Annotated in this window: 15 protein-coding genes and 1 pseudogene; 8 read left to right on the plus strand and 8 right to left on the minus strand. The window is 70.0% G+C overall.

The features are described from left to right. Positions 1–18: 18 nt before the first annotated feature. The 3 genes from ABZU99_RS00970 to ABZU99_RS00980 form a co-directional block, all read right to left on the minus strand. Positions 19–3,006 (minus strand): helicase-related protein, encoded by a 2,988-nt coding sequence (locus tag ABZU99_RS00970; protein WP_356044316.1) that lies wholly within the window; start codon positions 3,004–3,006, stop codon positions 19–21. A gap of 985 nt (positions 3,007–3,991) precedes the next feature. Continuing rightward, entirely contained in the window at positions 3,992–4,186 is a 195-nt protein-coding gene (locus ABZU99_RS00975) for a DUF397 domain-containing protein (protein ID WP_356044313.1), read from the minus strand. Then, a complete protein-coding gene (locus ABZU99_RS00980; RefSeq protein WP_356044311.1) occupies positions 4,183–5,061 on the minus strand; it encodes a helix-turn-helix transcriptional regulator in 879 nt (292 codons plus the stop codon). The genes ABZU99_RS00975 and ABZU99_RS00980 overlap by 4 nt, the downstream gene beginning before the upstream one ends. A 139-nt stretch (positions 5,062–5,200) precedes the next feature. Between ABZU99_RS00980 and ABZU99_RS00985 the strand changes: the two genes are divergently transcribed. Further along, complete coding sequence (locus tag ABZU99_RS00985; protein WP_356044308.1) at positions 5,201–5,674, plus strand: ATP-binding protein; 474 nt, start codon at positions 5,201–5,203, stop codon at positions 5,672–5,674. A 35-nt stretch (positions 5,675–5,709) separates the two neighbouring features. Here the strand turns inward: ABZU99_RS00985 and ABZU99_RS00990 are convergent, their stop codons facing one another. From ABZU99_RS00990 to ABZU99_RS01010, 5 genes and pseudogenes are all read right to left on the minus strand, one after another. Next, on the minus strand, positions 5,710–7,563 hold the full coding sequence (locus ABZU99_RS00990) for a tetratricopeptide repeat protein (RefSeq protein ID WP_356044305.1): 1,854 nt from the start codon (positions 7,561–7,563) through the stop codon (positions 5,710–5,712). A 130-nt stretch (positions 7,564–7,693) separates the two neighbouring features. Continuing rightward, positions 7,694–8,032 (minus strand): annotated as a pseudogene (locus ABZU99_RS00995) (DUF6879 family protein); the annotation flags it as partial. After that, a complete protein-coding gene (locus ABZU99_RS01000) occupies positions 8,025–8,294 on the minus strand; it encodes a hypothetical protein (protein WP_356044302.1) in 270 nt (89 codons plus the stop codon). The gene ABZU99_RS01000 and the pseudogene ABZU99_RS00995, both read right to left, overlap by 8 nt. A 384-nt stretch (positions 8,295–8,678) precedes the next feature. After that, positions 8,679–10,355, minus strand: a complete 1,677-nt coding sequence (locus ABZU99_RS01005) for a hypothetical protein (RefSeq protein WP_355946966.1) — start codon at positions 10,353–10,355, stop codon at positions 8,679–8,681. A gap of 363 nt (positions 10,356–10,718) precedes the next feature. Further along, positions 10,719–11,522 (minus strand): hypothetical protein, encoded by an 804-nt coding sequence (locus ABZU99_RS01010; protein WP_355946963.1) that lies wholly within the window; start codon positions 11,520–11,522, stop codon positions 10,719–10,721. A gap of 733 nt (positions 11,523–12,255) precedes the next feature. On the opposite strand from ABZU99_RS01010, the gene ABZU99_RS01015 reads away from it, so the two are divergent. The 7 genes from ABZU99_RS01015 (at position 12,256) to ABZU99_RS01045 (ending at position 23,434) form a co-directional block, all read left to right on the plus strand. Continuing rightward, on the plus strand, positions 12,256–13,845 hold the full coding sequence (locus ABZU99_RS01015; protein WP_356044299.1) for a TIGR02677 family protein: 1,590 nt from the start codon (positions 12,256–12,258) through the stop codon (positions 13,843–13,845). A gap of 9 nt (positions 13,846–13,854) precedes the next feature. After that, the gene (locus ABZU99_RS01020; RefSeq protein WP_356044297.1) at positions 13,855–15,120 is read left to right on the plus strand and encodes a TIGR02678 family protein; all 1,266 of its coding nucleotides are present in this window, start codon (positions 13,855–13,857) and stop codon (positions 15,118–15,120) included. Then, positions 15,117–19,298 carry a TIGR02680 family protein gene (locus ABZU99_RS01025; RefSeq protein WP_356044294.1) on the plus strand — a complete coding sequence of 1,394 codons (4,182 nt, stop codon included), beginning with the start codon at positions 15,117–15,119 and terminating at the stop codon, positions 19,296–19,298. Before ABZU99_RS01020 ends, ABZU99_RS01025 begins: the two co-directional genes overlap by 4 nt. A gap of 46 nt (positions 19,299–19,344) precedes the next feature. Then, positions 19,345–20,592 carry a TIGR02679 family protein gene (locus ABZU99_RS01030; RefSeq protein ID WP_356044291.1) on the plus strand — a complete coding sequence of 416 codons (1,248 nt, stop codon included), beginning with the start codon at positions 19,345–19,347 and terminating at the stop codon, positions 20,590–20,592. 44 nt (positions 20,593–20,636) lie between these two features. After that, complete coding sequence (locus tag ABZU99_RS01035; RefSeq protein WP_355946953.1) at positions 20,637–20,900, plus strand: CopG family transcriptional regulator; 264 nt, start codon at positions 20,637–20,639, stop codon at positions 20,898–20,900. Beyond that, complete coding sequence (locus tag ABZU99_RS01040; RefSeq protein ID WP_356044288.1) at positions 20,897–21,313, plus strand: DNA-binding protein; 417 nt, start codon at positions 20,897–20,899, stop codon at positions 21,311–21,313. The genes ABZU99_RS01035 and ABZU99_RS01040 overlap by 4 nt, the downstream gene beginning before the upstream one ends. A gap of 603 nt (positions 21,314–21,916) precedes the next feature. Next, positions 21,917–23,434: a cytosine permease gene (locus ABZU99_RS01045; RefSeq protein WP_356044285.1), complete on the plus strand. Its 1,518-nt coding sequence runs from the start codon at positions 21,917–21,919 to the stop codon at positions 23,432–23,434. Positions 23,435–24,098 lie beyond the last annotated feature (664 nt).

The following is a 24,098-nucleotide window of genomic DNA, read 5'->3' on the forward strand; positions in this document are numbered from 1 at the left end:
TCGACTGGTGATGATTCGTCACTTGCTGTCTCCCATGAGCTTCCTCAACTCCGCAAGCTTGATTTGGAACCGTTCAATACGCCGGGGGCCATGCGCCAGCTTGCCGGCCGGGTCTTGAGCACGAACAACGACCGTGGGCACAGACGCGCAATTCTCGACAACGTATAGCCAGTAGTCGTTGCTGCGTTGTTGCGCTTGAGCCCACTCATGCTGTTCAAGCCATACAGCCCGAAGATTCTCGGCGAAGCCCTTGACCTCTATAAGGCGTTGTTCTCCGCGATACTTATGCCGAGCGAACAGGTCATAACCGACCTTCGCGGTTTGTCTGTCGTCAACGATAAAGTCGAGCCGTTCCAACTCGGCGAGCACAGTGGCGACTGCGATTGCCTCGCTGTCAGGATCGTGCCCGAGCTCCGTGACACGGGCACCACCAACGACATGCACCCAGCCGATTAGCCGCGGTGCGGTCGGATTGACCTTCTCCATCTGGCTTAGTTGGTGCAGTCTGTCGCGTTTGACCTGATCGAACAGCGTCATCCGCTCGCGACGGACTTCGATCGACAGTTCCTCTAGCTCCTCGATGTAGCGGTACTCAACCTGATCCAGCTGCTCCCGGGCCTTGCCGACCCACACCTCGCGCTCTCTCACGTGCCGGGCAACTTCCTCAGCAAGTAGCCGCTGGGCCTCCTCCATGCCCTCTGTGCGCATCGCTGGCGCCAACGTCGGAACTGTCCCCGGAGAGCCAGCCGCCGTGCGCAGGTTCATCAGTGACTCCCACCCCGCGCCGAACGCACCAGCGCCGGAATAACGCACGAGCAGCGGGGTCTTGTGCCGGACGCGCCTCAGGCCATCGTGAACCTCGACTTCAGCGTCGTAGAGCAACAACGTGTATCCAGTCAGCGAAGCGGTGTCGATGAGCTGGGTACCGCGCGCCAAGTCGGTTTCGCCGGATCGCAGCGCCAGTTCTACGAGGTCAACGAACGGCTCTTCCGTGGGCCCAAGAACCACGACATCGTCTAGGTCGGTGGCACCGTCATTGATGGCGCCCCTTACTGATGCACCGTCAGCAGCGAAAAGTTGTTGGTGCCCCGCTCCGAGGGCCTCTGGAAGATGCCGACGCGATCGAACCCATCGGAGCCCCCGGGCCGGCCCAGGAGAGACCTGCCAACCTTCCGAGCGCGCAAGTTGGTCCAAGAACGCATCGACGATAACAGGGTTGATGGCTTCGAGCCTGTCAGCACGAAACCGCTCCATCGCCGCTTCCGTATTCGCTGGCGTTTGCAACCGGTCCTCGTCGGCTACCAGTTCACGAGCTGAGGCGATTAGCTCGTCGGTCTTAGGAACGAGCACTAGTGGGGTGGCGCTGGACTGAGCCTCAACAAGTGCCTTCGTGTAGTCGAAGCACGCCCGTTCGGCTACGGCATCCAGTAGATCGAATATGCGCCCGCCGAGCGCATCACCAGCTCGCTCCAGGTTGGTCAACATAACCTCCTGGACACGGCCCTCGCGCGTCTCGGGAGCGACCAAGTGGTAGATGTGGACGGCCTCGGTCTGCCCGATACGGTGTAGCCGTCCCATCCGTTGTTCGAGCCGGACAAGCGACCAAGGGATATCCCAATTGATCATCACGTGAGCCGACTGCAAGTCGATTCCCTCGCCACCAGCATCGGTAGACACCAACACCTGAAAATCGCCTGCGAGGAACCGCTGCTGGAGCGTATCGCGGTCATCGTGTCCCACCGCACCCTCCAGGGTGGCAACGGAAAACCCCTGCTTGGCGAAGAGCTGTGCGAGCCAACGGGCAGTATCAGCGAACTCGGTGAACACCAGTAGTTGACCCTCGCCTGGCCGGATGTCATGCCGTGCGAGGACCTTTTGAGCACACTGCCACTTTGTGGAAGGCCCGGCGGTCTCGGCTGCAGCAATGGCGGCCAGTACACCATCAATGGCTGAAAGCTCTTCGGCCTTGTCTTTGGTGCGGGCCCCGATAAGGGTGTCCTCGGCCCGGCTCCAGGCGTCCTCGTCCTCAACCGCCAGGTTGTATGCGCCACTACCATCAGCAAACTCATCAGGTATGAGTCCACCCATTCGCGCCGCGGCAGGACCACGCAGCGCCTCCTGCCGCCGACGGATTGTGGTGGCTGCCGCCAGCAACGCGGAAGCTGCCCGCTTTCCGTAAATGGATCGAGCCAGAGTCGCATTGTCGCCGTAATGAATGTCGACGTAATCCATCACCGCCCTGTAGGCAGTCAGCTCATGAGGGTTTAGATCGACGGAGATGGTCTCCGCGTATCGGTGCGGGAAGAGCTTGTTACCCTCAAGATCCCTAAGGTCCTCCTTCATGCGCCGCAGAAAGGAGAGCGTGCTGGGTCTCAAGGCGGTGTCGTAATCGGTCTGCCGCGGATCCCAGGGGTAAAGGGTGGAGTCGAGTAGGTTCAACAGTCCACGGAAGAAGTGCTCTTTCCCGCGGTGGGGCGTTGCAGTGAGCAAGAGCAAGTGGTGAGTGCGCCGCGCAACCTCCCTTCCTGCGCCGAGGTACTGGGACGTAGGCGTAAGCCGGTGCGCCTCGTCGAACACCGTGAGCGACCACGAGGCGCGTCCGCCGGAGACCTTGCGACGCACATCGTGGTTGTGCGTGTACAGGTCAATGCTCACCACCCAAACGCGCACCCGAGGATCGAGGTCGCGGGGATCCCTCGCAATCTCGGGGGTGAGCCGGCCAGCCTCAATCGCGAAGTAGCGGCGCAGATCACGGCGCCATTTCTCGACCAGGTGAGCTGGGACGATGATGATCGTGCGCCCAGGGATAAGGCCGCGACGGGTACCTTCAGCGATGTACATCCCAGTCATGATGGTTTTGCCGGTGCCTGGCTCGTCAGCGAGCAAGAAACGCAGGCGAGGTTGGGCCAACATGTGGCTGAACACCGCCTCGTCCTGGTGGGCGAACGGCTTCAGCGGGCGGGTTGCAAGCACTGCGGAGCGGATCCGCGGCACTGCGTGCTGCATCCAGCGGCCCCACATGCCACTGAGCGCCTTGTCAGGGTCGCCCCCGGCATCGTTGACAGGAACCAAGGAGGCTTGCAGCTCTGCGGCAGTGAGTGCCGCATCCGTAAGAGAGCCGTCAGGTTTGCGGATAACGAGGTCGGCACCTGTAGCAGTTGGTGTCGCCATCACCACCGTAACTAGCTCTCCATCCACGAAAATCTGCGTGCCCGTGGACGGGAGCTGTGCGCCCTGCCCAGCCACCGTGCCCCCTCGCCATCTCAGTAGCAGGTAGGGCGGGCTTTCTGCCGCACAGGTTCGGACGCAGGCGCACCGCAGAGGAGAGCGACACCGCGACCCGATTAGCCCCCCGGCTTCCTGTAACTGCGCCTTGACGAGGCGACCGCTTCTGCACCCGTACCGGAGATCCGGAGCCAGCGTCCCCACGCGTGATAGCCACCCTGTACCTACCCGACGCCCGTATCGTAGCAACGCCTGTGACGTAGCACACGAGTTGAGTGCCCATCACATGTCAGGGCGAACATGCGAGAGCTCAGTTGAAGGGTGACCCAGCCGAACACGGAAGCCTGATGGACTGGCGGTGGTCCATCACTTTGCCCGCAGAGTCAGTCGGAGAGCACGGAGGTGCAACCGGCCGCGCCGACGAGCACCCAGGGCTGTGGACCGTCCGTGGACAGGTTCCGCTCGATCCGTCGCCTGTGAGCCTCGGACCTGCGGTACTGTCCGAAGAGCCAAGCCCCTCCGGAGCCGTGCGCGGAGGCATAAGGCAGGAGTTCTTCTCATGCGGCGCAGGTCCCACGCCGCCCATCGCCACGACGCGGATTTGTTGGACGGCGATCTCTCGGGCCGACGCGAGATCTCGGACGCCGATGTCACGGATGCGATCGACTGGGTCGAGGGGATCGTTCCTGCCATCGCGACGGTGCTGGGCTCTCCCGGCGGCAGGCACGGGGATACTGGGCGCTTGGCTGTATCCCCGCCTCGTACGTCAAGGGCGTGTCGCGAAGGCCACGAACGTTGCCCAGCTCTTCTGGGCGAAAACGAGTTGGGGCCTCGTTGGCTCCTTGGAGTCCCGCACGTGCACAGCGTCGGGGGTGGTGGCGACCTCCAGGCATTCGCCGCCCTCGTTGCCGCTGTAGCTGCTCTTGAACCAGTTGAGTGGCGCGGAATCCTCAGTGCTCATCGTTGTGTCTGCATCCTCTCGATCAGTTCCAGGGACTCACGTGGCGTGAGCGCCTGGGCCCTGATGGTGCCGTAGCGTGCGGCCAGGATACGGACCTCTTCGGCATCCGTCGCCAGTCGCGCATGGTTCTGGATCTCCGTGTATCCGACCTGCGGTTTCCCCTTGGGGGTCAGCAAGATGAAGGACCCGCCCATGCCGGCGTGCTCTGTGCGCTCCAGCGGCATCACCTGAAGTTCGACGTTGCGCAGCCGCCCCAGGCGGAACAACTGATCCAGCTGCTCCTTGTGCACCTCCCAGCCACCGAGTGGCCGCCGAAGCACTGCCTCCTCCACCACTGCGGTCGCCATGGGAGGCGGCCAGCGAGTCAGGATCTTCTGTCGGTCGATTCGGGAGGCCACTCGCTGCTCGATCGTCTCCTCGTCCAGCAACGGCTTTCGCATCTCGTACAGGGCCCGTGCGCGTCGTTCGGTCTGGAAGAGACCTGGGATGTCATGGCCGTTGTAGAAGTTGATCTCAACGGCCTCCTTCTCCAAGCGTGCATAGTCCCTGAACCATGCCGGGTGGCGAACCCGCGCCTTCGCTTTCGCCTGCGCGATGTCCTCCTTCGTGACCCTCAACAAGCCCTCCGCGCCGAGAAGGTCGTCCGCGGCATCCAGGAACTCCGGCTGCGGCGTTCGGCGCCCGCGCTCCAGCGACGCGATCTGATCCTCGCTGTAGCCGAGTCGGTTGCCGAGCTCCTTCTGAGTCCAGCCCGACCGCTCACGGAGCAGTTTGACCTGCTTGCCCACGGCTCTGTTGAGGTCCGCCGCGCTTTCCGTGTCGTCCCGAGGATCAGGACGCCGTTCCCCGTCCGGGCCGATATCTGTATCCGTCACCCGAGTCACCACCCCATGTCGTGCGCCCGTATGGTCACGCCCGCCGCCCCTGACAGTCAGCCGAACGTGCCGGTACCAGCACGCTGTGTACTGGCTGTCTTCCTGGTCAGCGTAGGAGCCTCCGGCCACGCTCTGTGACATGTCGCAGGAAATTCACTCTCAGCAACTCGTCCAGGGCACCCACCGCTTCAGTCAGCGCCTCAGCCCCACCCGGCGCGGGGCGCGCTTGGCCCGTCGGCTCGCCGTGCAGCAACTCGCCGACTGGGGCTGGGACCACAACAACCAGTCCACGCACACCGCCGCGCTGCTCGTTGCCGAACTCGCCGCGAATGCCGTCCAGCACGGTCGTGTACCCGGCCGGGACTTCCTGCTGGCTCTCGTCCTGACGAGGCCGGGGGCTGGGCCTGCCATCTTGCGTATCGAAGTCGCCGACTGCCGGGGCGAGCGGCTTCCGCGTCCGGTCTCTGTCACGCCTCCGGATGCCTGCGACGAGCATGGGCGAGGTCTTCTTCTCGTCGAATCTTTGGCAACGCATTGGGGTGTCGATCCCCGGCACCCGTGCGGCAAGACTGTCTGGGCTGAGCTCCAACTCAGCGCCGGTCCCCCGTCCTGAACCGCACAGGATCGGCCTCCGCCTTGGCCGCTGCTTCAGCTTATTTCTGTCAGCCGGCGGTCGATGCTTTCGCGCACCGCTACCGCGCGAGGGTCATCGAAAGCGGCGAGGAACCTCAGCGCCTCTGCCCAGTGCCGGTGGGCCTCCTCCGGGCTTTCGCCGAGTACGGCCGAGGCCAGGCCATCGAGGGCCAGGGCTTGGTGCCACTCATCACCGAGATCGCGGTGCGTCGAGGCAGCCTGGCGGTGGAAGTCGGCCGCCTCGGCATGACGCCCGAGCCGGCGGTAGACCTCGCCGACGCCCTGCCAGGCCAGCGCCTCTCGACTGCGGTCGGCGAGGCGTCGGTGGAGTGTGGCGGAGCGCTGGTAGGAGGTCAGGGCCTCGGCGTACTGGCACTTCGCCTGCTGGGCATCGCCGAGGGTCAGCAGCCAGAAGCCCTCCAGACGCAGGTTACGGAGGCTGAGGGCGATATCGAGGGCGGCCTGGGCCGTGGCCAGGGATGCCTCGATATCGCCCTGCTCACGCTGGACGTCGCTCAGCACGCGCAGGATGTTGCCCTCGCCACGATGATCGCCGAGGGTCCGGTGCGCTGCAAGGGCCTGGTCGATGACGGTTGCCGCCTCCGGAAGCCGCCCGGCGCGGTAGTGGGTGGTCGCGAGGTTGGACAGCGCAGTGGCGGCCCAGTGGGCGGCATCCTGCTCCTGGAAGGCGGAGATGGCCTGCTCGAAGTAGCGGGCAGCGGAGTCGAGTCGTCTGCCGCGGAGATGGTTCAGCCCGATCAGGTTGAGTGAGCGTGCTTCGCCAAGACGGTCGCCCAGGTCGCGCCGGATCATCAGCGCGTTCTCGTGGGATTCGCGGCTCTCGGTCTGGCGGTTGAGGCGGGTGTAGGCCATTCCGAGGTAGGTGTGGAGTGCGCCTTGTGCGGCGCGTTCTCCTAGCCGTTCGGCTGCCTCCAGCCCGATGCGGCCCACGCACGGCCAGCTTGTGCCTGAGACGGAAGGGAACTGCGCGTTCCACAGGACTGTGGCCAACTGCCACGCCAGTCGGTCATGCCCGGCGTCGGCCGCCGTGCGTACGGCCTGGAGGAGGTTGTCGTGCTCCCGTTCCGCCCAGTCCACGGCAGCGTCGTACTCGGAGAAGGTCAGCGGGCTGATGTCGTCCGAGGCGGGCGTGAGGGGCACGCGGTCCTCGGCGGGGTTGATCCAGCTCTGCGCGGCATCGGCGGTGTGCAGGTACCACTCCAGCACGCGTCGCAGCGCTGCCTCCCGCTCGGCTGGCGGCTCTTCGTGCTGGGCTTGGTCGATGGCGTAGGCACGCAGAAGGTCATGGAACTGGTAGCGGTCCGGGGCGGTCTGTTCCAGGAGGTGTGCGCCGACCAGAGAGTCCAGCAGCTGCCGGGATCGACTGGTGCTGGCCGACCCTGCCAGGGCCGCGGCGGCCTGCAGCCCGAACTCGGGTCCGGGGTGTAGGCCCAGCAGGCGGAACAAACGGGCGGCTTGCTCGGACAGGGCGCGATAGGACCACGCGAAGACGGAACGGACGGCTTCGGCTTCCTCGTCGTCGCCAGTGCTCAGAGCGTCCCAGAGGGCCGATTCGTCGCGTAGTTCGGCGATCAGGTCGTCCAGCCGTAGGTGGAAGTGACTGGCGGCGCGTTCCGCGGCTATCCGCAGAGCGAGCGGAAGTCGTGCGCACAGCCGGGCCAATTCGGCGAGTTGCCGTTCGTCATCGACCGGCCGGTATCCCGCGGTGACGACGCGCAGCAGCGCAACCGCCTCCGGCTCCGGCAGCACGCCAAGCGTGAGCCTGCGGGCCCCGTCCCGGACGGCAAGGCCGGACAGGCGGCTGCGGCTGGTGACCAGCACCAGGCTGTGCGCGCTCCCCGGTAGCAACGGCCTGACCTGGCCGACAGTGGCCGCGTTGTCCAGGACAACCAGTACCCGGCGTCGGGCCGGTGTCCTCCGAGGCGGCCACCTGCGCGGCGGGAACAACCCTGATCCGCTGCCCGTATTCCGCACGCTGTCGCTGGGAGTGGAGTTCCCACTGCACATACGGCGTCAGTGGCCTCTCGACCACCCGCACACGGTGAAAGGCATACCCTCTGCGCTCGTCCTCCTGAGCGGTCGCGGCCAAGGTGTCGCGCCGGTCGGCGAGGAGCCGAAGCGCCTCCTCCCAGTCACCCCGACGCAGGGCGTCCCGGCTCGGACTGCCCTGCTCCTCGAAGTGCTGTCGGCGCTCCAGCTTCCAGGAACTCCCGTCACGGACCGCGTCCTCCCGTTGCCGGAAGTCCTCCTTGTAGGCGGTGCGGGTGAGCCGATCGCCCTGCTCGGGAACGAGATCGGGGGCGAGGAGGTCAAGCATCGGGGATGTCCTTCTTTGCCGCGCTGAGCATGTTCCCCGGGATGACGACCAGCCGCTCGTCCGGAGCGAGGTTCACGCCCTGCGGCAGGCGGGGGCTGTAGACGGCTGTCAGATCCCGGCCGATCACAGCCACATCACCGTTGTCGAGCTGCCAGATGTCCGGACACTCGTCGTTGCCGTCGGAGTTCCCGAGCTCTTCGGCCGACTTCCCCAGCCGCCGCTCGAATAACGCGGACGGGTCAGCCTCCCAGGCGCGGGCCATGTCTGCCTCCGGTCAGGTGGTCGAGCACGCTGTGGCTACCCACTGTATCCAGGACCACACCCATAGGTGAGAGGGTTGCCCCCCACGGCTGAGCCGCAGTGGTGGCACGGAAGCCGTCGGAGGCGGCTCCCCGCGCGGTCGGAGCGCCGGTCGGTTACGTGCGCGCCCGAGTCACCGGCACCGGGACGACCGTCTGGATCACCAGCTCACCGCCCATCAATGGCTCGGTTCTTCCCCATTTGCCGCGTCCCCCGCCGGGCACTCGAGCCTGCGAGAAGCGCTTCACTACAGCACTCGGCCCATGCCATACGACGATTCCCAACCGGCCCTCGGACGTCCCAGGCTCCGTCGTACAGGCTCGGCTTTCGGGCGCCGGTCGTGGGTTCACAGGCCGTGCTGGTCGAGGAGCCGCATCAGGTTGCGTTTGCGCTTCTGGTCGGCGCGCAGGGCGGTGAGGTACGTGGTGAACTCGTCCTGTGTACCCAGGCGGCGGTGGCAGTCGCGGATGCTCAGCAGCAGGCTGGTGAGCTGCTCGTAGATCGCGTTGCCCGTCTGCTTCGTGAGGGGTTCGGCCAGGCGCCGGTAGACGCCGAGCGCGTCGGCGGGGCGGGCGGCACGGGCCTGGTCGGCGAGCGTGAGCCACTGTTGGTCGTGGGCGCCGGTCTCGGTGGCGGCTTGCCAGGCCGCGTCGGTGTCCTTGTCATCGAGCAGGGCGTCGATCAGGGCCGGGCCGCCGTACCGGGAGTGCTGTCGCTGCTCTGCGTCGGCACGCAGCAGAGCCAGCGCTCCCTCACGCTCGGCCGGCCAGCAGTCCGCGGCCCCGGCGGCTGCTCGCAGTTGCTGGTACGCGAGCAGGGTGCGGCGGGCGCCGAAGTGGTCGCGGCGCAGGGCGACGACATCGGGCAGCCGATCCGCCTGCGCGTAGCGGTCACAGAGGTAGTCGACGAGGGCGGTGTCGACGTCGGCGAGGTCGCGGGCGTCCTGAATTCCGCGTTCCGCCCAGCGCAGGGCCTCGTCGGGGCGCTGGGCGGTGTCCAGCTCGTGGGCGATGACCAGGTGCGTGTGACCGTTCGGTGAGAGGTCGGCCGCATGCACGGCGATCACCGCGTCGACATCCCCTCCCGCCTTGGCCAGACGCTCCATCAGGTATTTCTCCGCCCAGCCGCGGCGGTTGCCCCGCCACGCCTCGACCGCCGACTTCCGCAGGACGGCCATCCCCTCTTCGCCGAGGATTTCCTCGTAGTCGAGCGGGTCGATGTCCGTGAGGCCGTCGTCCACGTCGCCGAGCGCATGGCCGACCAGCCAGCGCGCGAGCTCCTCGGGGTCGGGGCGTGCCGCGCGGCACGCTTCGAGGTGAGCGTCGGCGAGGTCTGTGCCGACCTGCCCGAGCCGGCCGTCGGAGTCGTCGACGCTCTCCACCGCGTCGGCCAGCAGCCGCATCGCCTCCCGCGCCAGGGTGATCGCGTCGTCGGCCCGGCCCGAACCGGTGAGCGCGCCGATCGCGGACACCGCCTGCCCGGCCTGGTCGGCGTAGGCGCGGGCATCGGCGTACTCGACATACCCGTACTGCGCGAACGGTGAGATATCCAGCAGATCGCGGATACGGGCCCGGACCGCGGCGAGATCGCCGCGGGCACTCGCGGCCCGAAGCTCCAGACGGCGCCGCAACTGCCGGTCCTCGCCGACCTGTTCCCGCACCAATGTGAGCAACTCGTCTTTGGCCAGACCGGACAGCCACCCGTCAAGGTCCTGCGCACGGTCCCGGGCCGCCTTCCGCTGCCGCGGCAGGCTCTCCCGCTGTGCGAGCACCGTCAGGCCGAGGGCGACCAGATGCTTGCAGAAGTTGCCCTCCATGCCGTACGGGCAGTCACACTCACCGGACAGCCCGCCGGGTCCGTCCAGCGCCAACTCCACCTCGTACCGCTCCGTGCCGTGGACACTCGCGGTGACCCAGCCGTCACCGACCTCAACCCCGGACACCGCGTCCAGGTAGCCGACCCCGCGCTCGTAGGAACGGGAGCCGGCCAGCATTTTGAGGTTCGCCTCAGTGAGGCCGCGCATGGTACTTCCGCTCTGCCGTGGTTGTGCTCTTGATGCTCCGCCAGCCTAGGCGAGCCAGGGGCGCGAGCTGACGACTTCGGCAGGCTTGGCCTCCCACCCCGGCGCCTCATTCGCCGGATGCGTTCGGCGGCCCTGTGCGGAGCGCTGCCGCCGATGACGAGCACCCCGGCTTCCGGCTTCCTTCTTGCCCCGGATTCAGCGAGATTCGCGCTGCCCACCAGCAGGACCCGTGAGCGCGCTCGCAGGGCGTGGTGCCGCCGGGTTCCCTCAGCGCGGCTACCGCGACAACCTGATATCCCCTCCTGAAGCTCAGCCCGGGGTCGCAGGTGTTCCCGGCTGCCTCACATCGGCACGGTGGCGGGCCTACTCCATGGCCCGGCCCGCGGTGCGCATCAGTTCACGGATTTGGTACCCGTAGATCTCGGCGAGGTTCTCCCCGGCGTAGCACAGCACCTCGTCGCCGTCGTAGTCGCCTTCGCAGGCGTCCAGGCCGTCGAGTACGCCGAGGGCCACGGCCTCGGCCGCGTCGGGCATGCCCAGCGCCAGCCGGCGGCGGACATCGGCCTCGTGCTGTTCGATGACCGGCTCGATCAGGTGGCTCGCCGCCTCGTATACGTCGGTGTACCCGAAGCCGGGGCGGTAGCCGGTGGTCAGACTGTCGGTGGCCAGGGCGCGCAGGGCCTGCTCGACATCGGCCGCCGTCCCCTCCTGAAGGGCGTTCAGTTCGGTGCGTTCACGCGGAGCGAGCAGTCGTACGGCCATCTTGTCGGCCTCCGTGCGCAGTTCGGGCCGAGCGTCCAGCAGCCGGTCCAGAACGGTGGCCTTCTCCACGGCGGTGAGCGCGTGCAGGGCTTCGCCGGACGTGCGGCGGGCGGTGGGCGGGGTGTGCCAGGGCAAGCGCCGTTCGACGGCGTGCAGGGCGAGTGCGACGGCATGTCGGCACAAGCGTCCTGAGGCCAGGGCACACGGACCGTCGCATTCCGCCGTCAGTTCCCGCCCTACGACCTGCACCCATACGCCGCAGGCGGCGCCCGAGCCGTCCCGCACCAAGCCGCTGACGCCGCGCGGCTCACTCTCCGCCTCGATCACCGCGCCGTCGGCGAGCAGCGTCCGCCCCTCGGTGACCTCGGTGTCGTCGGCGAACGCGTGCACTGTCTCCTCATCCATGACCACAGCCATGCGGTCATTCAAGCGCACCCCCGCCCAGTGGGCGTACGGGCGGCTCCGTGCGCAGCGCCCGAAGCGCCGATCGTCTACGTGCCCACTCGATTCACCGGGACGACGACGATATGCGGCGAGACGTTCGGATCTCGCCGCATATCGTCGTCGGCCGACGTCAAGGAAGGGATACGCGCGGTGGCGCCATCGCGTGAAGCGGCGCATGACATGAGTACGCAGGGGAGATTAGACCGATCAGCTGACATCACGCTGCGGCAATGCGGGCCACGAACCAGCGTCAGTCCGTGCCGGGGATGACGACCACCAGCCCGCCACATAGATGTCCGGGAACCGTCGAGTGGCCGTGCTGCTGATCACCTCGCCGCGCTGTGCGGCAGCCGGGTCACCGTTATCAGGATCCGACCGCGCGCGAGCCGCGCCCTCCCCTCCCGCACGTGGCGGCGGTCGTGCTGCGTCCGCCGGGTCTGTCAGTGGTGCGCCGTACGGTTTTCTTCGTGGCCGGCGATGTTCCTGGCGGTGGCGCCGGCTGCCGAGGCGGAACGTCGTGTCACCGTGCTCTCGGTGGGAGGTCAGTGTGGTCTGCAAGCGACCGGTCGCTCTGCGCATGCGGAGTGTGACGCGTAAGCGGCAGGCCATCCTGTCAACCCCCGCGGCCCATCCTGTCAATCCCTGCGGCGGGGATTTCCGCCCTGGTGTACGTGTCGGGGAGAATGCCGGGACGATGACGTCACCAGCTTCCGGTCCGCGCGGCAGCGAGCACGCGCCGTTCATCCATCTGACCGTGCCGAACGCGGCTTTGTACCGTCAGGTGATGTGTGCGTTCCTCGCGGCGAAGGAGCGGTTCGCGGTGCATCTGCGGCCCGAGGACGTGCACGCCGCGCTGCCGCCGGAGCACCGGCCGACGGATCCGGACGCGGTGGTGAAGGCTCTGGACAGCCTCGTGGAGTGGGGCAATCTGCGGGCGGATCCGGACACCTCCCGGGTCACCGCGGTCGAGGACTTCTACCGCAAGCGGTTCATCTACCAGCTCACGCAGGCCGGGGAGGCCGCCGAGCAGGCGTTGTCGGTGTACGACGAGGCGCTGGGGCGGCGCGGTGCGCTGCAGGCGGTGGCGCTGCACGACATCGTCACGCAGCTGCGGGCCCTTCTGGTGATCGCGGCTGAGCGGGAGGAGGGCGGGCCGGACGCGGCGAAGGCGCATCTGGCGCTGTCGGCGCTGACGGGCCGGTTCGAGGCGCTGGCGGAGAACGCGCGGGCGTTCATGGGGTCGCTGCAGCGCACCATGGATCTGCACGGTGTGGAGGTCGAGGTGTTCCTCGCCTACAAGGACCGGCTGATCCAGTACCTGGAGCGGTTCATCCAGGACCTGATCACGCTGGGCGGGCGGATCGCGGTGCTCATCGGCGAGCTGGAGCAGGGCGGGCGGGCCGGTGTGCTGCTGCGGCTGGCGGCGGCCCGTGAGGCGGCCGACGCCGCGCCCGAGGACGCCGAAAGCGCCGAGGAGCAGGCGTATGAGCGGTGGGCGGCGAAGTGGTCGGGGCTCACCGCCTGGTTCGTCTCCGCGGACGGCCGTGAGTCGCAGGCCCGGCTGCTGCGCGGGCGGGCCCTCGGGGCGATCCCGCAACTCCTCGCGGTGGTCAGGCAGTTGAACGAGCGGCGGGCCGGGCGTTCGGACCGGTCCGCCGACTTCCGTAGCCTGGCCCGCTGGTTCGCCGAGGCCCCGGACGACGAGGCGCGGCACCGGCTGTGGCGCGCCGCCTTCGGTCTGTACTCCGCGCGTCATCTGACCGTGGACGCCGATACGCTGGCCGAGCGTACGGTCCGCCCGGTGCCCGCGTCCACGTCGTGGGCCGAGGCCGAGCCGCTGCGGATCAGCCCGCAACTGCGCCGTACCGGCAGCTACGAACGCCGCGGGCGGGCCCGCCGGGTGCGGGACCGCTCCGAGCAGCGACACCGGCTCGCCGAGATCGCCGCCAGGCAGGCGGAGGAGATCGCCGCCGCCCGTGCCCGGCTCGCGACGGACGACACCATACGGTTGTCCGCGGTGGGAGAACTGGACCCGGTGGCCTTCGGGCTGTTCTTGCAGCTGCTCGGCGATGCCCTGGCCACGTGGCGACCGGGTATGACGAACACGGTGGCGACCAGCAACGACGGCTCGATGGAGATCCGGCTGACGGCCATCGCCGACGGGACGACGGCCGAGATCCGTACGCCGGGCGGGACCTTCCGCGGCCCCGACCACCTGATCGAGATCACCGACCTCACCCGGCCCGGCCGCGCGGGACAGCCACACACCGGCCGAGACGATTGAGGGGGAGCCATGACCACGCCCCTGGGCGAGGTGCTGGACGGCCGGCGGACGGCCGAGGTGCACAAGGCGGCCCGGACCCTGTTGAAGGAGCCGCTGTTGCTGGCGCGGGGCCCGCACGCGGACGAGTTCCGGCTGGTGCGGCAGCACGCCTCGGAGCTGCGCGACTGGTTCGACCGCAACACCGGCTGGTCGCTGCGGGTGGACGCGGAGGCCGCCCGGCTGGCCCGGACGCCCGGCACCTTGGCCGATCCCACCCATCCGGCGCGCGAGGCGTCTCGTGGCCGCGCCGCGTTCACGCGCCGCCGGTATGTGCTGCTGTGTCTGGCGCTGGCCGCGCTGGAGCGGGGTGAGGCGCAGATCGCCCTGGGCCGCCTGGCCGAGCAGGTGGTGCTGGACGCCGCCGATCCCCACCTGGCCGCCGCCGGGGTGGAGTTCACCATGGAGCGCCGCGACGAACGCCTGGATCTGGCGGCGGTGGTGCGGCTGCTGCTGCGCTATGGGGTGCTGCGGCGGGTGGCCGGCGAGGAGGAGGCATACGTCAGCGGTAGCGGCGACGTGCTGTACGACGTGCAGCGGCGCGTCCTGGCCGGGCTGCTGGCCGCCCGCCGGGGCCCGTCGACGATCATCACCGAGGACTTCGAGGACCGGCTGGCCGAGCTGACCGCCGAGAGCGCGCTGGACAGCGACGAGCTCCGTTTCCGCGCGATCCGCCAGCGGCTGACCCGGAGGCTGCTGGACGACCCGGTGCTCTACTACGAGGAGCTGACCGACGAGGAACTCGTCTACCTGACCCGCCAGCGAGCCTTCCTCACCGCCCGCATCACGGAACTGACCGGCCTGGTTCCCGAGGTGCGGGCCGAGGGCATCGCCATGGTCGACCCGCACGACGATCTGACCGACGTACGGATGCCGGAGCAGGGCACGCACGGGCACGTCACCCTGCTGCTCGCCGAACACCTGGCGGCCAGGGACGGCGAGGTGAGCCGCGCCGACCTCGAACGCAAGGTTCAGGAGCTGGCCGCCGAACACGGTGCGTTCTGGTCGAAGAGCGCCAAGCAGCCCGGCGCGGAGGCGGAGCTGGTCGGCCAGGCGCTGGAGAGGCTCACCGCGCTCGGTCTGGTCGCCACCACCCCGAAGGGCATCGTCCCGCTGCCCGCGCTCGCGCGGTACGCGGTCGGCGAGACCGTCGTGACGGAACCGGGACAGGCTTCCGCCCGCACACCCCGTGCTCCTCGCACACCCAGCGCCCCCAAGCGAAAGGCACCGCAGTCGTGACCGCCCTGCCCGACCCGACACCCGGCCGGTGGCAGCCGCTGCGCATCGGCCTGGTCGACCTCTTCCACTACGACACGGAGGAGTTCTGGTTCCGTGACGGCCGCCTGCTGCTGCGCGGCAACAACGGCACCGGCAAGTCCAAGGTGCTCGCCCTGACCCTGCCCTTCCTCCTGGACGGCGACCTGTCCGCCCGCCGGGTGGAACCCGACGCCGACCCGGGCAAGCGCATGGAGTGGAACCTGCTGCTCGGCGGCCGGCACCCGCACCCGGAGCGGCTCGGCTACACCTGGATCGAATTCGGCCGCCGTGGCCAGGACTCGGGCCAGGCACATTTCCGCACGCTGCTGTGCGGGCTGAAAGCGGTAACGGGCCGCGGCATCGCCCGCCACTGGTACGCGGTGACCGACCAGCGCGTCGGCGAGGAGCTGACCCTGCTCGACGCCACCGGCACCGCGCTGTCGCGGGATCGCCTGGCCGAGGCCGTCGCCGGCCGCGGCATGGTCCACGACCAGGCGAAGGCGTACCGCAGGGCGGTCGACGAGGCGCTGTTCGGGCTCGGCGAGCGGCGCTACGCCGCCCTGGTCGACCTGCTCATCCAGCTGCGCCAGCCGCAGCTGTCCAAGCGCCCCAATGAGACGGCGCTGTCCCGCGCGCTGACCGAGGCGCTGCCGCCCATGGACCAGGCGGTGATCGCCGATGTGGCCGAAGCGTTCCGCTCCCTGGACGAGGAGAAGGAGGAACTGCGAGCGGCCGGTGAGGCCGAACGAGCCGCTTCCGCCTTCCTCGACCACTACCGCCGCTACGCCCGCGTGGCCACCCGCCGACGGGCCCGGCTGCCGCGCAGCGAACACGCCCGCTACGAACAGCTGCACCGTGACCTGTCCCAGGCGCGGACCGAGCGGGAGGAGGCCGAGCGGCAACGGGCGGAGGCCGCGGAGCGGATCGCCCAGCTGGAGGAGACGGCCGTGCGGCTGACGGCCCAGGACGCCGCGCTGCGCGCGGGTCCGGAGATGCGCAGCGCCCGGGAACTGGAGCAGGCGGCGGCCGATGCGCGGCGCACCGACGGCGAGCGGGCCCGAGCGGAGGCGGACCGGGGCCAGGCCGCCCAGGCGAACTCCCGCGCCCTCGGCCGCCTGACGGGCGCCGAAGGACGGCTGGCAGCGGCCGAGCAGCGGGTCGAGAGCACGCTGAGCCAGACACGGGAGACGGCCCGAGCGGCCCGGCTCGACGACGTGCTGGGGCCCCACGACGCGGTCCCGGAGGCCGAACTGCGCCACGCGGCCGAGGAGTCGGTGGCACGCCGGAGGCGCACCCTCGACCACGTGGAGGAGCTGGCCGCGGGGGCCGAACAGGCCGCCAGCGAACGGCGGGCCGCCGCCCGCCGCCTGGACGAGGCCCAGACCGAGGCCGCCCACACCGCCGAACGCCAGGCCCAGGCGGAGGCGTCCGCCACACAGGCAGGCCAAGACCTGGTGGGTGCCGTACGCGCCCACCTCGACCGGTGCACGGAACTGGACCTTCCCGACCCGACGGGGCTCCTGGACGCTCTGCACGACTGGGGCACGCATCTGCACGGACCCAGCCCCGCCCGGGAGCAGACCGCGGCAGCCCACCGCGGGCAGGCCGCGGACCTGGCCGACCGGGCCGCCGCACTCGGCCAGCGGCTGGCCGAACTGGCCGAGCGGCGCACGGCGGCGAGGAGGGAGCTGGCGGAGCTGGAGGCCGGTGGCCAGCACGGACCGGAGGCACCCCGCACCCGTACCCCGGGCCTGCGCGACCGGACTCCCGGAGCGCCTCTGTGGAGGCTGGTCGACTTCCACGACCACGTCGCTCCGGACGAACGGGCGGGGCTGGAGGCCGCGCTGGAGGCGTCCGGGCTCCTGGACGCGTGGGTGTGCCCGGACGGCACCATGCTGGAGGCGAGCGGCCACGACGTGCTGCTGTCCCCGCTGCCTTCGCATGCGTCGCTGCCTTCGCACGCGTCGCCGCCTTCGCACGCGTCGCCGGCCGGCTCGGTGCTCGCCGACGCGCTGCGGCCCGCCGTCGACCACGGCGATCCCCGGGCCACGCAGGTCGGTGAACCGGCCGTGTCCGCTCTCCTGGCGGCCATCGGTCTCGGGGATACCGGTGCACCGGGCACGTGGGTGGCGGCGGACGGTCACTTCCGCATCGGCGCGCTGACCGGCGGCTGGTCGAAGGAAGCGGCCGTGTACGTGGGCGAAGGCGCCCGCGAGGAAGCACGCCGCGCCCGGATCACCACCCTGCGCGGCGAACTGGACGCCCTGGCCGCCAGCACGGCACGCCGTGAAGCCGAACGCGCCACGGTGGCCGCGCGTCGGCGCACCCTGGACGCCGAACTGGCCGCCGTCCCCGACGACGCCCCCCTGCGACACGCCCACGCGGTGGCCGCCGCGGCGGCGGACGCCGCCCACCGGGCCCGCGCCCGCCAGGAGGAACGCGCGGCCGAACTCACCGAGGCGGCCCGCCGCGAGGCCGAAGCGGCCACCGCACTCACCGAGACGGCCGACGCCGTGAACCTGCCCGCCGACCGACCGGCCCTCACGGCCGTCCGCCAGGCCCTGGCCGACCACACGGCCGCCCTCGCCGCCCTGTGGCCGGCCCTGCGCGACCGGGCCGAGGCGCGACGCACTGTCGCCGACGAGCAGGCGGAAACCGGCCGGACCGGGGAACGGGTGGCCGAACTCGACCAGCGTATGGCCGAGGCGGCCCGGCTCGCCGCCGCCGCGGACGAACACCACACCACTCTCCGCTCGACCGTCGGCGCGGCCGTCGCCGAGCTGGAGCGCCGTCTGGCCGAAACCGCGGGTGCCCTCGCCACGTGCGAGCGGGACCAGAAGCAGGCCCGTCACGAGTACTCCGCCGCGGACCGCCGCGCCGGCCGCGCCGAGGGCCGTATCGAGCAGCTGGACAAGGACGTCCATGAAGCGGCGGCCACGCGCGCCGAGGCCATCGCCGCGCTCCAGCGGTTCGCGGCCACCGGCCTGCTGACCGTCGCCCTGCCCGAGGCTCACGTACCGCCGCTGGACGGCGGATCCTGGGCCGCCACCCCGGCGATCGCGCTCGCCCGGGCGATCGAGTCGGCACTGTCCGGCACGGACGACTCCGAGGGCGCCTGGGAACGCGTGCAGAAGCGGCTCAGCGAGGAGTACAAGAAGCTCCAGGACGTCCTCTCCCGGGGCGGCCACAGCGCCACGGCGCGCATGACCGAGGACGGGATGATCGTCGACCTCGTCTACCAGGGCCACGGGCGGGCCGTGCCCGAACTGGCCGGGGCCCTGGCCACCGAGGTCCAGGAGCTGACCCGCATACTGTCGGCGCACGAACGCGAAATCCTGGAAACCCACCTGCTGACCGAGGTCGCCGGCACCCTTCAGGAGCTGATCGACACCGCCGAGCGCCAGGTACACGCCATGAACACCGAACTTGAGCAGCGACCCACCTCCACCGGCATGAAGCTGCGTCTGATGTGGCGGCCCTCCCGCAAGGCACCGGCCGGACTGGCACAGGCGCGGGCACGGCTGCGCCAGTCCGCCGACGCCTGGGCGGCCGAGGACCGGGCGGCGGTCGGCGAGTTCCTGCAAGCCCAGATCGCCCGCGCGCAGGCCGAAAACGCCACAGGCAGCTGGCTCGAAGTGCTCACCATCGCGCTCGACTACCGCGCCTGGCACGAATTCGGCATCGAACGCCACCAGCACAACGCCTGGGTGCCCGCCACCGGGCCCGCCTCCGGCGGCGAACGCGTCCTGGCCGTCTCCGTACCCCTGTTCGCCGCCGCCTCCGCTCACTACGCCACCGCCGCTCCACACGCCCCGCGCCTGGTCACCCTGGACGAAGCCTTCGCCGGCGTCGACGACGACTCCCGCGCCAAGTGCCTGGGCCTGCTCCACGCCTTCGACCTGGACGTGGTGATGACCAGCGAGCGTGAATGGGCCTGCTACCCGCAAGTACCCGGCATCGCCATCGCGCAGCTCTCCCGCGTCGACGACATCGACGCGGTCCTGGTGACCCGCTGGCAGTGGGACGGCGCCGAGCGGGCACCGGCCCCCGAACCCGACCGCCGCATGGCGACGGTCCCCGCACCGGCACACTCCCCCGGGGAACCCGAGCCCACCCCCACCGAGAACCCCGCACCCGGCCAGGACGCCCTGTGGGCCTGAGAAGTGACCCAGGACCGCCCGTGGAGAGGAAAGGGAAGACCCTCACATGAGCGCACCCGGCACCCCCATCGGGCGCGTCGACCACGACCGCCTCACCCGTCTCCTCGGCGATCCGGGCTGTGCCTGGCTGCTGGACCGGATACGCCGCCGCATGGAACGCGCCGAGCCACTCACCGGCCCGGTCATCCTGGCCGCGCCCACCGACGGCGAGCGGGCCGCCGCCGAGCGCCTGCTGGGCCGAGCCCCCGGCGGCGGGCGCTCGCTGAGCATCCGGCTCGACGCCGTCGAGACCATCCTGCGCCGCTCCGGCGTCAGCCCCGACGGCCTCGCCGCCGCCGTCGTCGCTCTCACCGGACCCGTCACCCTCCTCAGCGACGCACGCCGGCGGGAGGCGGACGCCTGGCACGACGCGTACACCCCGCTCACCGGTTTGTGCTCCGAGCGGCCCGAACTGACCGACTGGGGCGAGCACATACGCATGAGCGGCCTCGTCCGCCGCCTCGCCCGCGGCCCGGAGACCGCCCGGGCCCTGCTCACCTCCACCGCGACGGCGCTGCGGAGCCTGCCCACGGATCCGGCCGTCTCCCTCCCGGCCTTCGCCGCCCGCACCCTCGGCGATGCCCACGCCCTCGACGACGGCACCCCGCTCGCCACCCTCGTCCACTCCGGCATCCGCGCCCTGACCGGCTTCCCCGACGGCACCGGAGCCGAGTGGCGCCGCGAAGCATGGGCCTCCGCGGGCCTCCTCAAGGACGCCCTGTCCTCCACCGTCCTGACCCTGGGCCTACCCGGCACACCCGCGCTCGACTGGGCCACCGGCACCGGGGAACCCGCCGTGCTCACCCTGCGCCAGCTCACCCGCACCCCTCCCCGTGCGACGCCCCCGGTGGTGCACGTCTGTGAGAACCCGACCGTGCTCGCCACCGCGGCCGACACCTACGGCCCTGCCTGCCCACCCCTGATCTGTCTCCAGGGCCAGCCCTCGGCCGCCGCCCTCACCCTCCTGCGCCACCTGCACTCCAGCCGGGCAAAGCTGCTCTACCACGGCGACTTCGACTGGGGCGGCATACGCATCGCCGCCGCCTTGCTCCGGCGCGTGCCCTGGCGCCCCTGGCGCTACACCACCGCCGACTACCGCGCCGCCGCTAGCAGAAGCCCCCTGGCACCACCCCTGACGGGCACACCTGCCACCGCTCCTTGGGACCCCGACCTGCGGGCCGCCCTCAGCGAACTCGACGTACGCATCGAGGAGGAAACCGTCCTCGACGATCTCCTGACCGACCTCGCACCCTGACAACTCACGGGATCGCGTGGAGTATGCGTAGCAGCATAAGGAGCATGTCCGAGCCCACGCAGAAGTACTCGATCACGATGCCACGGGACATCGCCGAAGCCGCTCGCGCTCGCAGCGGGCCGTCCGGCCTGTCCGCTTACGTCGCCGCGGCCGTGGCCCGCCAGATCGAGCGCGACAACCTCAACGAGCTCATCACGGTCGCCGAGGCCGAACACGGACCGATCACCGACGAGGAGGTCCAAGCGCTCCGGGACCAACTCCAGCAGGCCCGTAGGCAGCAGACACCCGACGGAGCGAACGCGGCGTGACGCGATCACCCGCTGCCGTACCCGGCGGCACCCTGGTCCTCGACAGCGAGGGACTCGCCAAGGCCGTACTGCGGGACCGCACGGTCACCGGCTGGCTCGCCCTGGCCCGCGCCGACGACCTGCGGGTAATCACCAGCACCGCCACTCTCGTGGAAGTCGTCCACCCCCGGATCAACCGGCCGGCGTTGGAGTGGACGCTGTCCCGCGTCGTCGTCGAGCCCGTCACCGACGCCGTCGCCCGCCACGCCGCCGCTCTCATGGCCGACACCGGCCTGCACGGGCACAAGTACGCCATCGACGCCATGCTCAGCGCCACCGTTCTCGCCGCCCCCGGGCCCACCACAGTGCTCACCTCCGACCCCGAGAACATCACGGCACTGTGCGGCGGACACGTCACCGTCATCAAGATCTGACGGCGCCCTCGTCGCGCGCTGCCGGGCGTGCCCAACACGCACGGCGGAAGCAGTGCGGTTCTTCTCACCACCCGGCGGCTCTGCCACGGCCGAGCCACCGGAGGCGGCTCCGTGTGGTGCGGGCAGAACGCCAATCGATTACGTGCGCGCCCGAGTCACCGGCACTGGGAAGGCCGTCTGGATCACCAGCTCATCGCTCACCAATGGATCGGTATGTCCCCATTTGCCGCGTCCCCCGCCGGGGGCATACAGCAGAAGCAGCGGATCAAGCCGCAGACCTGCACGTGTGCCAAACACAGAGGGCCGGACTCAGTCCAACTGAGTCGGGTCCTTGGCGTTTGGCGCCGAACCCGCATACGGCGAGTCGGCGATGGGTCCCGCGCTCGTCCGGTGACCACAACTGTGCTCACAGGCCCCAGAGGCGGTGACTCCAGCAAGGGCGGCGATCGCCATTACCGTCGGTATCGGCCACCGCCCCCGGGCGGCCGCGTCAGGGAGATAGCCGTCCTAAGGCTGACCTAAGGCGCGTTTGGCGTTTTTCGTGTCAAGCGCCGATGCTAGGGAGGTTCCCCCGCTCCCCATGCCCCCCACGGAGCCACTCCCATGCCCGATTCCCCCACGGCCATAGCCACCGGCACGCCCGACGCCCTCGACAGGGACATTGACGTGGGTGCCGTCGAGACCCGCGGTATCGAGCCGGTTCCGGACGGTGAGCGCCACGGGCGCGTTCGCGAGCTCTTCCCCACGTGGGTGGCGGCGAACATCAGTGTGCTGTTGCTCACCATGGGCGCCGGGCTGGTCGTCTCCGGCGGGCTGAACATCTGGCAGGTCCTGGTGGCGGCCGTCTGCGCGCCCCTGGTGTCGTACGGCATCGTGGGCGTGCTGTCGATCGCGGGCAAGCGCGGCGGCTCCCCGGGGATGACGCTGTCGCGTGCGGTGTTCGGGCAGCGCGGCAATCTGCTGCCCGGCGCGGTCACCTGGAGCGCCCGTTGGGGCTGGGAGACGATCAACGCGGTGACGGGCGCGTACGCGCTGCTGACCATCCTGAACCTGCTCTTCGGGATCAAGAGCGGCACCGCCCTGATCGTGGTGGCGCTGGTGCTCTTCGTGGGGGCCACCTTCGCGGTCAGCGGCATGGGCCGCAAGGCACTGCTGCTGTGCAACCGGTGGTCGGCCTACCTCTTCGGCGGCTTCAGCGTCCTCGTCATCGCCTACCTGATCAACAGCACCGACTGGCACGCGGTCCTCGCACGGCCGGCCGGCAGCACGGCGACGCTGATCGCCGGTATCGGAACCATCGCGGCCGGGGGCATCAGCTGGGCGCCGTCAGGGGCCGACTTCACCCGCTATCTGCCGCGCTCGGCGTCCGGGCGACGGATCGTGGCGCACACCGTCGGCGGCGCCGGCATCGTCGTCGTGCCGATGGTGATCCTGGGTGGGGTCATGGCCATTGGCACGCCGGACCTGGCGTCCGCCTCCGACCCGGTGTCGTTCATCGGTGAGCTGCTGCCGGCCTGGCTGGCGGTGCCGTACCTGATCGTCGCGCTGGTGGGGATGTTGCTGATCAACAGCCTGTCGATGTACTCGGCCGGCTTCACCGCGCAGACGCTGGGCGTCAAGGTGCCGCGCGCCTGGGCGGTGAGCGTGAACGCGGTGATCAGCCTGGTCGGCGGGGCGCTGCTGATGCTGGTCGCGACCAGCTTCATCAGCTCGTTCATCGCCTTCCTGACGCTGCTGGCGGTCTCCTTCTCGGCCTGGATCGGCGTCTTCGGCGTCGACATGCTGCGCGGCCGGGCCTACGACGCCCGGGCGCTGATGGACACCACGCGCACCAGCGCCTACTGGTACCGAGGCGGCTTCGCCTGGCAGGCCGTGACCGCCTGGGCCGCGGCGCTGGCCTTCGGCCTGTGCCTGACCTCGGTGTCCTGGTTCTCCGGGCCGCTGTCGGACACCTGGATCGGCGAGAACGGTCTGGGCTGGGTGGCCACGATCGCCGTCGCGGCGGGGCTGTACGCGGTACTGCCGCGCACGGACGGGCCGACGGCCGCCCCCGGGCAGGCCGGGGAGGACCGGGACCGGGAGCTCGTCGACGCGCTCGCCCCAGCGCCCGATGGCCGATGAGCTGGTCTTCCGGCGGAACCGCTCTGATGGCCGGAGCCTCGTCCCGCGCCGGCAGGTACGAGGTGTGGGGGCGGCTGCGCGGCCTGGGTGGTTCGACGCGCTCGCCGTTCAAGGCCTGATCGAGCGCTGAGAGCTGCGCGAATGGCGGCTGCTGGACGCGGCGAAGGACCGCACCCCTGTCCACCACCGTCCTGCCCGCTGGTCTGCGCGTCACCGGCACCGGGCCGGTGCCGCGCGCTCTGACCGCTTGCACGGCCACGTACCTGTCGCCGGCCCACCTCTCGCCCCCGGCTACCTCTTCCGTGAACACCAGGGGCGGGCGGACAGGGGGCTGGCCGAAGAGCGCGTTCATCCTGTCTGCTTGGCGAACTCGCCGCCGCAGGCGTCGCTTCGCTCTACTACGGCGCGACTTCGACGGCGAAGGTCGAAGGTCTGCGGATCACCGCGCATGGGATCGCGGGAATGGGTGCGACACCTGGCGTATGTCCACCGCCGACCTGACGCCCCCTGGGACCCGGAACCAGCCCTCGCCCTGCACCTGCACGGCGCCGCCGGGCCGAGCGGCCGCTGCTCATGGGTGCCGCGCCCCTGACGTATCGGGATCACAGTCGGGGGACGGAATGGGGTGGGGCGGGGGCCGGTTGAGTCTGTGGAGCACCTACAT

Source organism: Streptomyces sp. NPDC005266, assembly GCF_040607655.1.
Lineage (GTDB): Bacteria > Actinomycetota > Actinomycetes > Streptomycetales > Streptomycetaceae > Streptomyces.

Bases quoted from the DNA above. Each gene is read 5' to 3' on its own strand.
- ABZU99_RS00970 (WP_356044316.1), bottom strand. From the start codon at position 3,006: ATGCAGCACGCAGTGCCGCGGATCCGCTCCGCAGTGCTTGCAACCCGC.
- ABZU99_RS00975 (WP_356044313.1), bottom strand. From the start codon at position 4,186: ATGAGCACTGAGGATTCCGCGCCACTCAACTGGTTCAAGAGCAGCTAC.
- ABZU99_RS00985 (WP_356044308.1), top strand. From the start codon at position 5,201: ATGTCGCAGGAAATTCACTCTCAGCAACTCGTCCAGGGCACCCACCGC.
- ABZU99_RS01000 (WP_356044302.1), bottom strand. From the start codon at position 8,294: ATGGCCCGCGCCTGGGAGGCTGACCCGTCCGCGTTATTCGAGCGGCGG.
- ABZU99_RS01005 (WP_355946966.1), bottom strand. From the start codon at position 10,355: ATGCGCGGCCTCACTGAGGCGAACCTCAAAATGCTGGCCGGCTCCCGT.
- ABZU99_RS01010 (WP_355946963.1), bottom strand. From the start codon at position 11,522: ATGGATGAGGAGACAGTGCACGCGTTCGCCGACGACACCGAGGTCACC.
- ABZU99_RS01015 (WP_356044299.1), top strand. From the start codon at position 12,256: ATGACGTCACCAGCTTCCGGTCCGCGCGGCAGCGAGCACGCGCCGTTC.
- ABZU99_RS01020 (WP_356044297.1), top strand. From the start codon at position 13,855: ATGACCACGCCCCTGGGCGAGGTGCTGGACGGCCGGCGGACGGCCGAG.
- ABZU99_RS01030 (WP_356044291.1), top strand. From the start codon at position 19,345: ATGAGCGCACCCGGCACCCCCATCGGGCGCGTCGACCACGACCGCCTC.
- ABZU99_RS01035 (WP_355946953.1), top strand. From the start codon at position 20,637: ATGTCCGAGCCCACGCAGAAGTACTCGATCACGATGCCACGGGACATC.
- ABZU99_RS01045 (WP_356044285.1), top strand. From the start codon at position 21,917: ATGCCCGATTCCCCCACGGCCATAGCCACCGGCACGCCCGACGCCCTC.